This window comes from Bradyrhizobium sp. CIR48 (assembly GCF_014198315.1).
Classification (GTDB): domain Bacteria; phylum Pseudomonadota; class Alphaproteobacteria; order Rhizobiales; family Xanthobacteraceae; genus Bradyrhizobium.
Map to the genome: position 1 here is coordinate 57,627 of NZ_JACIHG010000008.1, position 14,360 is coordinate 71,986.

The 14,360-nt window shown below is 64.6% G+C and carries 11 protein-coding genes and 1 tRNA gene; 8 read left to right on the top strand and 4 right to left on the bottom strand.

Going from position 1 to position 14,360, the window contains the following annotated elements:
- Window positions 1-98: 98 nt before the first annotated feature.
- A complete protein-coding gene (locus GGD66_RS42070; protein ID WP_183259186.1) occupies window positions 99-3,353 on the bottom strand; it encodes an autotransporter outer membrane beta-barrel domain-containing protein in 3,255 nt (1,084 codons plus the stop codon).
- Between the two features lie 474 nt (window positions 3,354-3,827).
- On the opposite strand from GGD66_RS42070, the gene GGD66_RS24150 reads away from it, so the two are divergent.
- Window positions 3,828-4,784, top strand: coding sequence for an AraC family transcriptional regulator (locus GGD66_RS24150; protein WP_177237028.1), 957 nt, complete (start codon window positions 3,828-3,830; stop codon window positions 4,782-4,784).
- Between the two features lie 130 nt (window positions 4,785-4,914).
- On the opposite strand, the gene GGD66_RS24155 is transcribed toward GGD66_RS24150, so the two are convergent.
- Window positions 4,915-4,991 (bottom strand) — tRNA-Met (locus GGD66_RS24155).
- A gap of 367 nt (window positions 4,992-5,358) precedes the next feature.
- Between GGD66_RS24155 and GGD66_RS24160 the strand changes: the two genes are divergently transcribed.
- Both GGD66_RS24160 and GGD66_RS24165 read left to right on the top strand, forming a co-directional pair.
- Complete coding sequence (locus tag GGD66_RS24160) at window positions 5,359-6,735, top strand: coniferyl aldehyde dehydrogenase (protein WP_246788977.1); 1,377 nt, start codon at window positions 5,359-5,361, stop codon at window positions 6,733-6,735.
- Window positions 6,736-6,791: 56 nt separating this feature from the next.
- A complete protein-coding gene (locus tag GGD66_RS24165; RefSeq protein WP_183259188.1) occupies window positions 6,792-8,378 on the top strand; it encodes a GMC family oxidoreductase in 1,587 nt (528 codons plus the stop codon).
- 71 nt (window positions 8,379-8,449) lie between these two features.
- On the opposite strand, the gene GGD66_RS24170 is transcribed toward GGD66_RS24165, so the two are convergent.
- Window positions 8,450-9,211 carry an SDR family NAD(P)-dependent oxidoreductase gene (locus GGD66_RS24170; protein WP_183259189.1) on the bottom strand — a complete coding sequence of 254 codons (762 nt, stop codon included), beginning with the start codon at window positions 9,209-9,211 and terminating at the stop codon, window positions 8,450-8,452.
- Between the two features lie 106 nt (window positions 9,212-9,317).
- Between GGD66_RS24170 and GGD66_RS24175 the strand changes: the two genes are divergently transcribed.
- Together GGD66_RS24175 and GGD66_RS24180 are read left to right on the top strand one after the other, a co-directional pair.
- A complete protein-coding gene (locus GGD66_RS24175; protein ID WP_183259190.1) occupies window positions 9,318-9,830 on the top strand; it encodes a CvpA family protein in 513 nt (170 codons plus the stop codon).
- A gap of 202 nt (window positions 9,831-10,032) precedes the next feature.
- Window positions 10,033-10,815, top strand: coding sequence for an SDR family oxidoreductase (locus GGD66_RS24180; RefSeq protein ID WP_018321389.1), 783 nt, complete (start codon window positions 10,033-10,035; stop codon window positions 10,813-10,815).
- A gap of 150 nt (window positions 10,816-10,965) precedes the next feature.
- Here the strand turns inward: GGD66_RS24180 and GGD66_RS24185 are convergent, their stop codons facing one another.
- A complete protein-coding gene (locus GGD66_RS24185) occupies window positions 10,966-11,442 on the bottom strand; it encodes a DUF3775 domain-containing protein (RefSeq protein ID WP_026202540.1) in 477 nt (158 codons plus the stop codon).
- A gap of 127 nt (window positions 11,443-11,569) precedes the next feature.
- On the opposite strand from GGD66_RS24185, the gene GGD66_RS24190 reads away from it, so the two are divergent.
- From GGD66_RS24190 to GGD66_RS24200, 3 genes are all read left to right on the top strand, one after another.
- Window positions 11,570-12,418 carry an MBL fold metallo-hydrolase gene (locus GGD66_RS24190; RefSeq protein WP_183259191.1) on the top strand — a complete coding sequence of 283 codons (849 nt, stop codon included), beginning with the start codon at window positions 11,570-11,572 and terminating at the stop codon, window positions 12,416-12,418.
- A 241-nt stretch (window positions 12,419-12,659) separates the two neighbouring features.
- Window positions 12,660-13,502 carry a fumarylacetoacetate hydrolase family protein gene (locus GGD66_RS24195; RefSeq protein ID WP_183259192.1) on the top strand — a complete coding sequence of 281 codons (843 nt, stop codon included), beginning with the start codon at window positions 12,660-12,662 and terminating at the stop codon, window positions 13,500-13,502.
- A 185-nt stretch (window positions 13,503-13,687) separates the two neighbouring features.
- Window positions 13,688-14,299, top strand: coding sequence for a glutathione S-transferase family protein (locus GGD66_RS24200; RefSeq protein ID WP_092254243.1), 612 nt, complete (start codon window positions 13,688-13,690; stop codon window positions 14,297-14,299).
- Window positions 14,300-14,360 lie beyond the last annotated feature (61 nt).

Below are 14,360 nucleotides of genomic sequence, written 5' to 3' on the forward strand. Positions count from 1 at the left end.
GTCGCAATTGTTCATGGCAGTCGGCGGCCTCGGCCGTGCACGATCGCTCGATGCGGATTGACCTCGATCGCTGGCGCCCCTTGCGCGGGGCGCTCCCATCACCAGGAGTACCGCAGCGCCACTGTGCCGGCGTAGAGGTCCGAGCGCTTGGCAAATTCACCATCGAATTTGGCAAGCAGTTTCCAGTTCTGGTTCAGATACCAATCCGCACCGATCGAGGCGAGGCCGGAGTCGTGCGGGATCGGTGCGCCGAACACCGTGAAATTCGAGAGCGGCAGCGTCTGAAACGCCGCATTGAGCGAAGACGTGTCAACGAAATCGTGTGCCCAGGCCAGCCGCGCGCGCACGATCAGCGGCGTGCCGCCGAGCAGTGTCGGATGATCAAAACGGGCCCCGAGCTCGGTGCGGACATCGGTGGCTTGCTTGGCTGCATAGGTCAGGCCGAAGCCCAGATTATTCACGTCGGTCTCGCTGTAGGCGCCGGAGCGAAATGCCTGCGCCTGCGCCGCCGCATAGGGCGTGATCCCGAAGTTGGGCGTCACGGCAAGACGGTAACCTCCTTCGATGCGCGCGCCGATGCTCTGGCCGGTGAAGGTCGCGCGCAGATTGCCGCCGAGCGCGGTTCGGTCGGTCGTGAACCAGTGATTGGCAAAGGCGATCGACTCGGCGATGTAGGCCGGACCGATCACCGTCCTTGCATAGGCGCCGATTTGCGCGGACTCGCTGCGGCCGCTGCCCAGGCTATCGGACAATCCCCAATTGGTGCCGCCGCCGGCCGCAGCCAGGCCGATCACCGTCGAGGGCGAGAGGCGATAATCGATACCGCCGGCGACCCCATAGGTGCTGAGCCTGGTGTCGGTCGAACCGATCACGGGATCGCCGCTGGTCTTGCCGCTGCCGCCGAACGCAGCATTCCACAGGCTCCAGCGCTGCGCGAAGCTTGCAGGTGGCGGCGCCTTGAACACCGATGCGTAGGCCTGCGCCAAGTCCGGCGGCAGGTTGGCCTGCTCCTCCGGCGCAAAGCCGGTGACACCACCGCCCGTGGCGGCGCCGAAATGGCCGTCGACAAAGGGGTTGAGCATTAAATTGAGAAACTGGTCCATGAAGCGGAAGGAGGCGCGCTGCGCCCCTGTCGCCGCTTCGCCGTCAAGGGACGTGAATGCGGCACGCGCCTGCACAGCGGAAAGGCCCACAAGGGCGTTGAAGAGCGGTCCGCTGAAGCCATTGGCGTTGCCCGCCGCGTTCAGCGCGGACGCGACGTTGAACTGATTGACCGTCTGCGTGACCGTCGTGAAGTCCACATTACCGCCAGCGCCGTTGCCGGTAATGTTCAGGTAGACGTGCGTCGCATCGTACGACAGCGATTCCTGCAGGAAGGCTGACGTCGATGACGCGGAGAACGAGGCGAACGTGCCGCTGATCGCGCTGGCCGTGATGATGGTGTGCTGGCCGAAAGGACTGCCCGAACCGCCGGAGATCGTCGCCGACACGGTTGCGCCGGACACCGTCGCAACGCCGGTTGCGGTGATGGAATCGTTGGCTGCGCCACTGAGGCGGATGGTGTAGGCCGAACCTGGCGCCAGGAACGTCGGACCGTTGACGTTCAGCGTTGCGCCAACCGTCGAGCCGGGCAGCGCCGGCATCAGCGAACCAGCCTGCAATTGGATTCCGCCGGTGATAGTGCCGCCCGGACTGATGGCATTGGAGCCACCGGTCAGCTCGATCGCAAATTGCCTGACCGTTCCGCCGCCATCGAGACCGCCGCTGATCGTGCCGCTGTTGGTGATCGTGAGGCCCGAGCCGATGACGCCGGCGCCGCCCGCACCTTTGTTGACGCCGAATGAGGCACCGCCATTGCCGCCGGAAATCTGGCCGGAATTGATGAATGTGGCTCCGGAAGCTGCAAATTGCACGCCCGCCCCGCCTTGCCCCCCGGCGCCGCTCGCCAAACCGCCTGCGCCACCTGCGCCTCCCGCGCCGCCGGCGACCGACCCTGCGTTGTTGAAGAGCGAGTTCGTGCTGCCAAACAGAACACCTGTTCCGCCGGCGCCGCCAGTGCCCCCGGCGCCTACGTACCACGAACTGGATCTGATGAGACCAGCTATCGTATACGCGCCCCCGCCGCCGTTTCTGCCAGCACCACCGCTTCCGGCGATCACGCTACCGAGATTGGTGAAGCTGACGCTCGAACCGGTAAACACTGCACCGGCGCCGCCGATGCCTCCTTTGCCACCGTTTCCGCCGGTTGAGACAACAGTGGCGAATTCGCCCGATGCAGTGGCATCAGCGTCACCGCCATTACCTCCAGCGCCGCCGTTGCCGCCGGTTGAGGTCGCCGCATTGAGCACGGTCGCATTCGAGCCCGTGACTTCAAGCCCTGCACCGCCGTTGCCTCCGGTGCCGCCCATCGCACCAGTCGCTATCGAGAGTGCGCCACCGTCGATCAGGTTGGCAGTCGCCGTCGCGGTGGCGTTGCCGCCGGTCCCGCCCGCGCCGCCGGCGCCGCCGATGCTGTTGGCGTTGAAGGTAAAGGACCCGGCTTGCAGATTTCCGATCCCGCCATCGCCGCCGTCGGCGCCGTTGCCTCCAGTTCCGGTCGCATTCGCAGTTGCTCCCGAACCGGTCACCGTAACATCAGCGATGCCCTGGCCGCCTACTCCGCCCGCGCCTCCAGCGCCACCGACGCTGCTGGTGCTGAACGATCCGCCATGCAGATTGCCCACACCGCCGTCGCCGCCGTTTCCGCCACCGCCACCGCCGACGATGATAGTCACAACATCGCCGGCACCGTTGGACGTCGTGAAGGCCTCCGTGGCGGCGCCTGCACCGCCTGCACCGCCTGAACCGCCTGTGCCGAGGCCGAAGCCACCGCCCCCGCCACCGCCGCCGCCGGCTCCGCCCAAGGTGGTCGTACCAGACCCCGCTCCGACGCTGACGCCAGCCGCATCGCCACCGGCCCCGCCGTTACCCGCCACCGCGCCGTTAAAGCCGCCGCCACCGCCGCCACCAAGGACCCCCGCGGCTCCATCTGGAGAGCCGGCCGTGCCCCCCGCACCGCCGCCGCCTACCGATGCTCCGCCCCGGTTACCGCCATTGCCGCCACCACCCGCACCTCCGCCTCCCCCGCTGCCCCATAGGCCGAGGAAGCCAGTAGCGGTGTTCGTCGTCCCATCAGCTCCAGCCGCACCAGAATCACCGATGCCCCCCGCGCCGCCTGCAACCGGCCCGGACGCACCGCCGGTACCGCCGTCGGCGCGTGCCGCCGTCGTGAGGCCGCTTGCCAGAATCAAGCCGAGAGCCGCGCCGGCCAGCAATGCGTTTCGCCTGCGATCGAACAACGTGCTGAAATTCATGACCCCCTCCGAGGGAAACGCATTGGCGTCCCATTCCCTGCTGTCAGCGCGGCGTGCTGCGCTGCCGACAAACCCGTAACTGCGGCGCGCTCGGCGTTGAATCGAGCGCTCGGGACAATCTGGCATGGTTGGCGCGGGTGGGCTGTCGTCGAGGCGCAACATCGCTTTCCGCACGCTTGATCTAAGGCGCGACGGGCTTTGCAAATTGCGAGTCGGCGAGGGACGGGCGGCGCCGTCTCAACAGCATTGCAACCCATGAGACGAGGATGTCCACGCTTGTGCACGCGCGTCGCATGAGGAGTCGGGCGTTCGGCGCGATGGCTGGTCGTTGATCTATTGCGAACTCGCTCTTTTCTTTTTGCGAACACTTCCCCGCGCCAGCGCCGAAAAAAGCAGCATAACACCGTCGCTATGCACGTTGCCGTACTTAAGCCGAATGGTTACGGTTGCCGAAATTTCCCGGTGCCAATCGCCATGCATGTCGATGACATTGACCCAAAGCCGACGCGGTTTACGACGGACGAGCTTCCCGAACGTGACAGGCTGACCCGCTGGCGGGAGGAGTTCGGCAGGACCATCGTCAGTGTCGATATTGCGCCGTTGGCGCCGGAGGTCCCGTTCCGCGCCGAGGCCATGTTGCAGAGATTGCCGGGCGTGCGAATGGCGCTGTGCGACGGCACAGCGGCGGCGCTCGAGCGGACGCGCGCGCAGGCGGCGGCCAGTGACGACTCCGTCGGAATGATCGTCAATCTCGGTACGTCGGCACTGGCGTTTCAGCGTGGTACCGAGGTGACGCTGAACCTCGGCGACGCGGTACTCGTACGTCCGGACGAGCCCGGCCGGCTGTGCGGGACAACTCACCTCGCGCTGCTCTTTCCGCGAACGCCGCTCGCCGAGCGCCTGCATGATGTGAGCAGCGTTTTCATGAAGCCGGTGTCCGGCCGCCAGCAGGCGCTGCAGCTGTTTCTGCGCTATCTCCGGATGATCCAGGCCGATATGGAGCCGACCGATCCTGCCTTGCAGCAGGTGATCGTCAATCACATCCACGACCTTGCCGCGCTCGCCATCGGCGCGAACCGCGGCACGCTCGAGCAAGGCAAGGGCGCCGTTGCCGCGGCGCGACTTGCATCGGCCATCGAGCATATCGGCAAGCACTTCGCCGATCCTGCGCTTTCGGTCGCAAGCGTCGCGCGCCAACAGGACATTTCGCCGCGCTACCTGCAGGAATTGCTCGAGCAGTCCGGCGCATCATTCGTCGCGCGCGTCAACGAGCTGCGGTTGAAGCGCGCCTTCGCGCTGCTCACACGGTTTCCGAACCGGCCCATCGCCGAGATCGCCGCGCAAGTCGGATTCTCCAGCGTGTCGCATTTCAACCGCCTGTTCCGGTTGCGGTTCGGCGACAGTCCGAGCGGAGTGCGCAGCCGGGACTAAAGCGCGATGAGCCTGGAATGAATCGTCATTGCGCTGACGGCCCGAGACAGTTCGACGATCCGTCGCCCAAAACAAAAATGGCCCGCTTTTCGCGGGCCATTTTCGTATCGGATCCGGTGAAATCCGAATTTGGTTGCGGGGATAGGATTTGAACCTATGACCTTCAGGTTATGAGCCTGACGAGCTACCGGGCTGCTCCACCCCGCGTTAAACACTTGCTTTGCCTTCAGTTGGATCCCGGGGACGGTCGGTTGAGGCCTGCGCTGTTCGCGTGGCTTTTCTCGTCCGTCCCAAAGGCTTCCTTGGAAGGCAACCCGGGGCAAAGCCCGTCGGGTGCGGGGCGTATGTATCAAGGCGAGCTGCCTTTGGAAAGGGCTGCGGGAACGTTTTTTTCGACTTTATGACAGGGGAAGCGACCGATTTTGGCTGCGTTCCCTGTGCTCTTGCCAGAAGTTCCACAAAGGGCCAGCTTGCGGCAACAAGATTAAGGCTGAAACGCCGGTGAGGGAGGATCGCCGTGGACAAATCCCTGACGAGCGCCCCGGTCGGAGCGCTGGAGGAGGCCTTCCACAACATGGTCGTGCCGTCGCGGGACGAGCCGCCGGCCGGCCTTGCCGAGCGGCTTGACCGGCTGGCGCGGCTGCGCGCCGTGATCGCCGACAATGAGGAGCGCTTCCGGCAGGCGATCTCGGCCGATTTCGGCCACCGCTCGGCGGTCGAGACCACCATCGCCGAGACGATGTTGCTGTTTTCCGAGATCCGGCACGCCACAAAGTACCTCAAGAGCTGGATGGCGCCGCAGCGCGTCGCGACCGCGCTGCAATTCCTGCCGGCGCGCAACCGGCTGATGCCGCAGCCGCTCGGCGTCGTCGGCATCATCGCGCCCTGGAATTATCCGCTCCAGCTCACGCTCGCGCCCGCGATCGGCGCGCTAGCCGCCGGCAACCGCGTCCTGATCAAGCCGAGCGAGCTCACGCCGCACTTCGCAGGCCTGCTGAAGGAGACGGTCGCCGCGCGATTCGATGCGACCGAGCTGCTCGTCACCGGCATCGAGGGCGAGATCGCAGAGGCGTTTGCGCGCCTGCCGTTCGATCACCTCGTGTTCACCGGCTCGACCCGGGTCGGGCGGCTGGTCGCGGAGGCCGCGGGGCGTAACCTGACGCCGGTTACCCTCGAGCTCGGCGGCAAGTCGCCTGCGATCATCGACGCCTCGGCCGACCTCGATGAAGCGGCCGAGCGCATCGCCTACGGCAAGTTGCTCAATGCAGGGCAAACCTGCATCGCGCCGGACTATGTGCTGGTGCCGGAGCGCTCGTTGCAGGCCTTCGCCGAGAACGTGCGCGCCCAGATGCGGCGGATGTTCGGCACCGATCCGGCGAACAAGGACTACACCTCGATCATCTCGGACCGGCATTACACCCGGCTCGAAGGCCTCGTCGCGGACGCGGCAGAGCGCGGCGCCAAAATCCTGCAGCCGGCGAAAGCGGACGATCCGAACTGGAAGGCGCACCGCAAATTCCCGCCGACGCTGATCGTCGGGGCGACCGACGCGATGGCGGCGATGCAGGAGGAGATTTTTGGGCCGGTGCTCCCGATTCTCGGCTATCGCGATCCCACTGACGCCATCGCCTTCATCAACCATCGCGACCGGCCGCTGGCGCTGTACTGGTTCGGCAAGGACGGCACCGCGCGCGACGAGGTGCTGGCCCGCACCATCTCCGGCGGCGTCACCATCAACGACTGCCTGTTTCACTTCACGCAAATCAACCAGCCGATGGGCGGCGTCGGCGCATCCGGCACCGGCGCCTATCACGGCGAATGGGGCTTTCGCACGTTCAGCAAGTTGAAGCCGGTATTCTATCGCTCCAAGTTCAACCGCCTCGCCGATCTCTATCCGCCCTATGGCGGCAAGATCGCGCGGTTGGAGAAGTTGATGCGGTTCATGTCGTAGGGGCAGTCGTTCCGGGGCGCGAAGCGCGAACCCGGAATGACGATAGGGGGAAACAAGTGACCGATACATTCGATTTCGTCGTCGTGGGCGCGGGCTCCGGCGGCTGCACAATTGCGGGGCGGCTGTCGGAGGATGCGGCGACGTCCGTGGCGTTGCTCGATGCGGGCGGGACGAACGACAATTGGCGCATCACCACACCGTTTGGGATTGCTCTGCCCTACAAAACGGCCAACTGGGCCTTCGACACCGTGCCGCAGAAGGGACTGAACGGCCGCATCGGCTATCAGCCGCGCGGCAAGGGCCTCGGCGGCTCCTCGGCGATCAACGCCATGGTCTACATTCGCGGCCACAAATGGGACTACGACCACTGGGCTTCGCTCGGCAATGCCGGCTGGTCGTATGCGGACGTGCTGCCGTATTTCAAGCGCTCGGAGAACAACTCCGATTTCGACGGCGAGTATCACGGCAAGGGCGGCCCGCTGCATGTCAACCGACTGCGCGCGGACAATCCGATCCATGATGTCTTCCATCAGGCCGCACGCGAGGCGCAGTTCCGCATTCGCGAGGACTTCAATGGTGAGGATCACGAAGGGCTCGGCAGCTATCAGGTGACGCAGCACAATGGCGAACGCTGGAGCGCAGCGCGCGCCTATGTGCATCCCCACATCGACAAGCGCACAAATCTGCGCGTCGAGACGGGGGCACACGCCACGAAAATCCTGTTCGAAGGAGGGCGCGCAGTCGGCGTCGAATATGTGCAGGGCAAGCAGACGAAGCAGCTGCGCGCGCGCCGCGAGGTGATCCTTGCCGGCGGCGCCTTCCAGTCACCGCAATTGCTGATGCTGTCGGGCATCGGCGATGGCGATGCGCTTCGAACGCACGGCATTGGCGTGCTCCATCATCTGCCCGGCGTCGGGCGCAATCTGCAGGACCACCCGGATTTCGTGTTCGTCTACGCCTCCGACTATCCGCACTTCGTTCATGCCTCGCTCGGCCGCTTGCCGTCCCTGCTCCGTGCCATCCAGCGCTATCGCCGTGAACGGCGCGGCCTGATGACCACCAATTTCGCCGAGTGCGGCGGCTTTTTGAAAACCCGGCCTGACCTCGACGTACCGGACATCCAACTTCACTTCGTCATCGCGATGCTCGACGACCACGGCCGCAAGAAGCACAAGGAGGCGGGCTTCTCGTGTCACGTCTGCCTGTTGCGGCCGAAGAGCCGCGGCAGCGTGTCGCTGAAGAGCGCCGATCCGCTCGCAGCGCCCATGATCGATCCGGATTTTTTGGGCGAAGCGGAGGATCTCGAGGCGATGGTCGCGGGCTTCAAGACCACGCGGCGGCTGATAGAGACGCCGGCGCTGCGCGCGCTGCAGAAGAAGGACATGTTCACGTCCGACGTGAGAACCGACGACGACATCCGCAACATTTTGCGCAATCGCGTCGACACCGTCTATCACCCCGTCGGCACCTGCAAGATGGGGACGGATGCGATGGCCGTGGTCGATCCGGCACTGAAGGTACACGGCGTCGAGGCCTTGCGCGTCGTCGACGCCTCGATCATGCCGACGCTGATCGGCGGCAATACCAACGCGCCGACCATCATGATCGGGGAGAAGGCGGCGGATATGATCCGGGCGGGTTAGTCGGCCGCTGCGGTTATGTATCCCGGATCTGCGCGCGCTTGAGGCGCGCTTGTCCGGGACGCCAGTGAGACTTAGTTCAACAGGAAACCACCGTCGACGGTAATCACACTCCCCGTCATGTACCGCGACGCCTGTGACGCCAGCAGCAGAATCGCGCCGTCGAGATCGGACTCGGCGCCGACACGACGCTGCGGGATGCGCTTGGCCAGGCGCTCGCCTGCGGGGGTCGACCAGAAGGCGTGGTTCATCTCGGTGTCGATATAGCCGGGCGCGAGCGCGTTGATACGGATGTTCTGGCCGGCGAGCTCCAGCGCCATCGCCTTGGTGGCCTGGATGATGCCGGCCTTGGAGATCGCGTAAGGCGACACCGCCTTCAGGACGCCGGTGCCGAGCACGGAGGCGATGTTGACGATGTTGCCTGACTGCTTGCGCGCGATCATGCGCCGCGCGACTTCCGTCGCGAGGAAATAGGCGCCCTTGAGATTTGCGCCAATCACCGCGTCCCAATCCGCTTCGGTCTGCTCGGTGGCGAGCTTCTCGATGGCGATGCCGGCATTGTTGATCAGCACCGTGACGGGACCGAGCGCAGCCTCTGCCGCATCGACGGCCCGCGCGATCGAGGCCATGTCGGTGACGTCGAGCGCGACCGCGGCGGCGCGGCCGCCCTTGCCGCGGATTTCCTCCTCAAGACTCTTCAGCTTGTCGGCCTGACGCGCCGCGAGCGCGACGGCCGCCCCGTGGGCGGCGAGCACCCGGGCAAATTGCCGCCCCAGCCCCTGGCTCGCGCCCGTGACGAGGATGGTTTCTTTACTGACGTCGAATAGGCCTGACATTGGCGTAACCCTCGAGCTTTTGGAGCCATCAATACAGACGATTTTAGCGATCTGAAACCGGAATGATCGGTCCGGCGTTCATTCGTTCCATTGAGGCAGTTTGCTCATGAACAATTTCGATCTCGCCGTCTATGCCGCGCTCGCCATCGCGGCCGGCTTCGGCTTCAGGACCGGCCTGCTCCGCAGCGCCATGACCATCCTCGCCTATCTCCTCGCTGCGCCGATCGCGGTCGCGCTGATGCCGCTGATCGCGCCGCAAATCGCCGGCAATCCGAATGCGCCTCTGCTGCAGAACTGGATCTGGCTGTTCGGCATCTTCGTGGTGGTCGGCATGCTGTTCGGCTATATCGGCCGCCTGGCGCTGAACGACACCATCCGCGACGCCGGTATCGGCGACCGGCTCGGCGGTGCCGCGCTCGGCGCCGTCAGGGTCGGTCTCGTCGCCACCACGCTGGTCCTGGTGTTCGACCAGATCGTGCCGGCCAACAAACAGCCGCCGTTTCTCGCCGGCTCGCATCTGCGGCCGCTGTTCTCGACGGCGGGTCAGATGGGCTTCAAATCGCTGCCCCCGGAAGCGAGCTCCGCGATCGACCGCCTCAAGCAGGAGCGGCGCATCTGACGCGCGAGAAGATCGCGCCTTTGTTGTTTGGGCATGAACTTTTCGGAAAACCGATACGCACTTTTCCGGATCATGCCTGCGCATTTGCATCGCCGCGCGGACGCGCCATGCATTTTGATGCGAGCCCATGCCTTATCAGCGGCACCGATGTTGGCTAGAATAGCGGCATCCAAAACCTGCCTGACATTACGGGAGTGAAACAGTGGATCTTGGGATCAAAGGTCGCCGCGCCATCGTCTGCGCATCCAGCAAGGGTCTCGGGCGCGCCTGCGCCATCTCGCTGGCTGATGCCGGCGTTGACGTCACGCTGACCGCGCGCGGCGCGGAAGCTTTGAAGAAAACGGCGGACGAGATCCGGAAGGCCTATCCTGATGTGAAGGTCACCGAGATCGTCGGCGACATCACGACGCCGGCCGGGCGCGAAGCCGTGCTGAAGGCCTGCCCCGAGCCCGACATCCTGATCAACAATGCCGGCGGTCCACCGCCCGGCGATTTCCGCAACTGGACCCGCGACGACTGGATCAAGGCGATCGACGCCAACATGCTGACGCCGATCGAGCTGATCAAGGCGACCGTGGACGGCATGATGGCGCGCAAGTTCGGCCGCATCGTCAACATCACCTCGGCCGCGGTGAAGGCGCCGATCGACATCCTCGGCCTCTCCAACGGCGCGCGCGCCGGCCTCACCGGCTTCATCGCCGGCCTGTCGCGCAAGACCGTGATCAACAACGTCACCATCAACGGCCTGCTGCCCGGCCCGTTCGAGACGGATCGCCTGACCGGCACCGCAAAGGCCGAGGCCGACAAGCGCGGCGTCTCGGCCGAGCAGATCCTGACCGAGCGCGCCAAGCTCAACCCCGCCGGCCGCTTCGGCCAGCCCGACGAATTCGGCTATGCCTGCGCCTTCCTGTGCGGCGCCAAGGCCGGCTTCATTACGGGGCAGAACATCCTGCTGGATGGCGGCGCGTTCCCGGGGACGTTGTAACCCATCATCGCATCCGCAACGGCGCATTCCACGAAAGATCGTCATGCCCGGGCTTGTCCCGGGCATCCACGTTCTTTGTGCGGCAAAGTACGACGTGGATGGCCGGGTCAAGCCCGGCCATGACGATGCGGAGGCGTCAGAGCCCGATCATCACCGCTGCTTCGTCGGCTCGTCTTCGTCCTGCTGGCTCGGACCAGACGAGTCGGCCGTCGTGCGCTCGTCGGTCCAGTCGATGCCGAATTCGTCGAGACCATCGGCGAGCAGATCGCCCAGCATCGGCTCGCCAAGCAGATAATGCACGGTTTCGCGGCGCGGGCTGCGATATTCGGTGCGCGCCTCCACCGCGCGGGCGCGCAAATCGTCCCACTCGTCGATCGTGCCGTCACCGCGACCGAGCCATGTCAGCGCGACGAGATCGAGCTGCTCGTCCTCGTTCAGGGCGATCATGAAGCTTCCGAGTTCTTGGACGACAGGATCGGAGCCGTCATCCTCGAGAACATCGAGCGCGTCGTCATCGCTCGCGTTCGAGCCGGAATCCGGATCGGAATCGCCCTCCTTGACGTCGAATTCACGCGCCTTCTCGATGATGAAGGCGACCTTCTCCGCGGAAATCGCAAGCTCTGGCATGGCTTCCTCTTCGGCTTTTTCCTGGGGTTCCCGCGATAACGCCGCACCGCGTCAGATGATCCATTGCGCTTGATGGCGGAAACGGCGCATCTTTCGGCATCAAGGCAAAAACATGGGAAGGCGCCGGATGCAGTGGAAGGTCGGCCAAGTCAAAATCACCAAGATTGTGGAGCTGGAGACGGTCGGCTCGACCCGCTTCATCCTGCCGCTCGCGAGCAACGCAGAGGTTCAGAAGCTACCCTGGCTGATCCCGCATTTTGCCACCGAAGAGGGCCGGCTGAAAATGTCGATCCATTCGCTGGTGGTGGAGACGCCTTCGCGCCGCATCGTTGTCGATACGGGCCTCGGCAACGACAAGCAGGGCCGCAATGTTCCGACCTGGAACAACCGCACCACGCCGTTCCTGGCGACGATGATGGCGGCGGGCTTTGCGCCCGACAGCATCGACACGGTGCTATGCACGCATCTTCATGTCGATCATGTCGGCTGGAATACGCGCCTGGTCGACGGCCGATGGGTGCCGACATTTGCCAAGGCACGCTACGTCTTCGGCAAGACCGAATACGAGCATTGGCTGGAACATTCGACCGAGCCGGACAAGCGGGCCGTGTTCGAGGATTCCGTGAAGCCGATCGTCGATGCCGGCCGGGCCGATCTGATCCCGAGCGATCACCAGCTGTGCGAGGAGATCAGCATGGTCCCGACCCCCGGCCACAGTCCCGGCCATATGAGCATTCTCATCCGATCGGACGGCGAGCAGGGTCTGCTCACGGGCGACGTCGCCCATCACCCTTGCCAGATGGCGCATCTCGACTGGTCCTCGACCGCGGATTCCGACCAGAGCCAATCCGCAAAGACACGGCGCGAATTGTTCGGCCGCTTTGCCGACACGCCGACGCTGGTGATCGGCGGGCACTTTTCGGCCGGGCATATCAGGCGGGATGGAGAGGCATTCAGGTTTGTGGCGCTAGCCTAAGTCTCGTGCCCCAGATGCTGCGCAGCACGAAGTGATGCGCTGCTAAGCCGGGGCCCATGTATCTGGATCCCGGCTCTGCGCCGCGTCATTTCATGCCGGGCCGCGTCCGGGACACAAGAGCGCCGTCCGCCCATCGAATCCAGAGGGCTGCAATGCGCCCCGCTCTGGGCGGTTGAATTTCCCGCCGCCCTGTTCCATGAAGCTGTTTAACCGATCGGTCCATTCCTAGGGAGAAACGAGAATGAAGCTTGTTCGTTATGGCGAAAAGGGCGCGGAAAAGCCCGGCCTGATCGACAAATCCGGCCAGTTGCGCGACTTGTCGGCGCATCTGAAGGACCTCACCGGCGAGGCCTATTCGCCCGAGAACCTGAAGAAGCTGGCAGGCCTCGACCCCGCCTCGCTCCCGGCGGTCTCCGGCAAGCCGCGGTTCGGCGCGCCCGTCACCGGCATCTCGAAATTCGTCGCGATCGGCCTCAACTACTCCGACCATGCCAAGGAGACCGGCGCCGATATCCCGAGCGAGCCGATCATCTTCATGAAGGCAAACACATCGCTGTCCGGCCCGAACGATGCGGTCGAAAAGCCGCGCGGCTCGACCAAGCTCGACTGGGAGGTCGAGATCGCCGCGATCATCGGCACCCGTGCGAAATATGTCTCGGAAGCCGACGCGCTGAATCACGTCGCCGGCTACTGCGTCTGCAACGACGTCTCCGAGCGCGCCTTCCAGATCGAGCGCCTCGGACAGTGGACCAAGGGCAAGTCGCACGACACATTCGGCCCGCTCGGTCCGTGGCTCGCCACCAAGGACGAAATCAAGGACGTTCAGAACCTGTCGATGTGGCTGGATGTCAACGGCCAGCGCCGCCAGACCGGCTCGACCAAGACCATGATCTTCTCCATGGCCAAGTGCATCTCCTATGTCTCGCAGTTCATGACGCTGCTGCCGGGCGACGTCATCACCACGGGCACCCCGCCCGGCGTCGGCCTCGGCATGAAGCCGCCGACCTTCCTCAATGTCGGCGACGTCGTCAGCCTCGGCATCGAGGGTCTCGGCGAGCAGAGGCAGGAGATTATCGCGGCGTAAGCCGCCGCCCTCATCCTGAGGAGCGCGCAACGCGCGCGTCTCGAAGGATGCGCCACAAGCACGGTTGCCCGGCGTTCGCGCCGGGCGACGAAGAGAGCGTCCCTCGTTGTCCATCCTTCGAGACGCGCGCCAAGAGGCGCGCTCCTCAGGATGAGGACTGTGTGCCTGGATAGAGGTTATTTCCAATGAAACTCACCTTCTCCCCCGCCTCGCCCTTCGCCCGCAAGGTGCGCATCGCCGCGATCGAGCTCGGGCTGATCGACAAGATCGAGCTCGTGCCCGCAAGCGTCGCACCGGGCACGGCCAATGAGGACTATTCGAAGATCACGCCGCTGAAGAAGCTGCCGGTGCTGATCACCAATGATGGCGACGTCATCCTGGATTCCTACGTCATCGTCGAATATCTCAACGAGATCGCCGGCGGCAGCCTGATCCCGGATTACGGCCCGCGGCGCTGGAAGGCCAAGACCAATCACTCCCTGATCAACGGCATGCTCGATTCCATGCTGCTGTGCCGCTACGAGAAGATGGTGCGGCCGCAGGGCCTGCAATGGCAGGCGTGGTCGGACGACCATTGGAACCGCGCCTGGACCGGCATGGCGCGCTTCGAGAACATGCCCGAAGTCCTCAATGGTCCCTTCGACATCTCGCAGATCGGCCTCGTTTGCGTGCTCGGCTATGCCGATTTCCGCTTCGCCGATTGCGGCTGGCGCAAGGCCTATCCGAAGCTCGACGCTTTCCACCAGAAGATGTTGGAGCGGCCCTCCGTGAAAATCTCGGTGCCGCCGGCCAGCTAAAGCGCGATGATCGTCATCGCGCTTTAGCTTGATTGTCTGAGCATGATCCTGTCGGAAAACC

Excerpts from the sequence above, each read along its gene's own strand:
- GGD66_RS24195 (WP_183259192.1), top strand. The coding sequence starts at position 12,660 with ATGAAGCTTGTTCGTTATGGCGAAAAGGGCGCGGAAAAGCCCGGCCTG.
- GGD66_RS42070 (WP_183259186.1), bottom strand. The coding sequence starts at position 3,353 with ATGAATTTCAGCACGTTGTTCGATCGCAGGCGAAACGCATTGCTGGCC.
- GGD66_RS24190 (WP_183259191.1), top strand. The coding sequence starts at position 11,570 with ATGCAGTGGAAGGTCGGCCAAGTCAAAATCACCAAGATTGTGGAGCTG.
- GGD66_RS24175 (WP_183259190.1), top strand. The coding sequence starts at position 9,318 with ATGAACAATTTCGATCTCGCCGTCTATGCCGCGCTCGCCATCGCGGCC.
- GGD66_RS24160 (WP_246788977.1), top strand. The coding sequence starts at position 5,359 with ATGGTCGTGCCGTCGCGGGACGAGCCGCCGGCCGGCCTTGCCGAGCGG.
- GGD66_RS24170 (WP_183259189.1), bottom strand. The coding sequence starts at position 9,211 with ATGTCAGGCCTATTCGACGTCAGTAAAGAAACCATCCTCGTCACGGGC.
- GGD66_RS24185 (WP_026202540.1), bottom strand. The coding sequence starts at position 11,442 with ATGCCAGAGCTTGCGATTTCCGCGGAGAAGGTCGCCTTCATCATCGAG.
- GGD66_RS24150 (WP_177237028.1), top strand. The coding sequence starts at position 3,828 with ATGCATGTCGATGACATTGACCCAAAGCCGACGCGGTTTACGACGGAC.
- GGD66_RS24200 (WP_092254243.1), top strand. The coding sequence starts at position 13,688 with ATGAAACTCACCTTCTCCCCCGCCTCGCCCTTCGCCCGCAAGGTGCGC.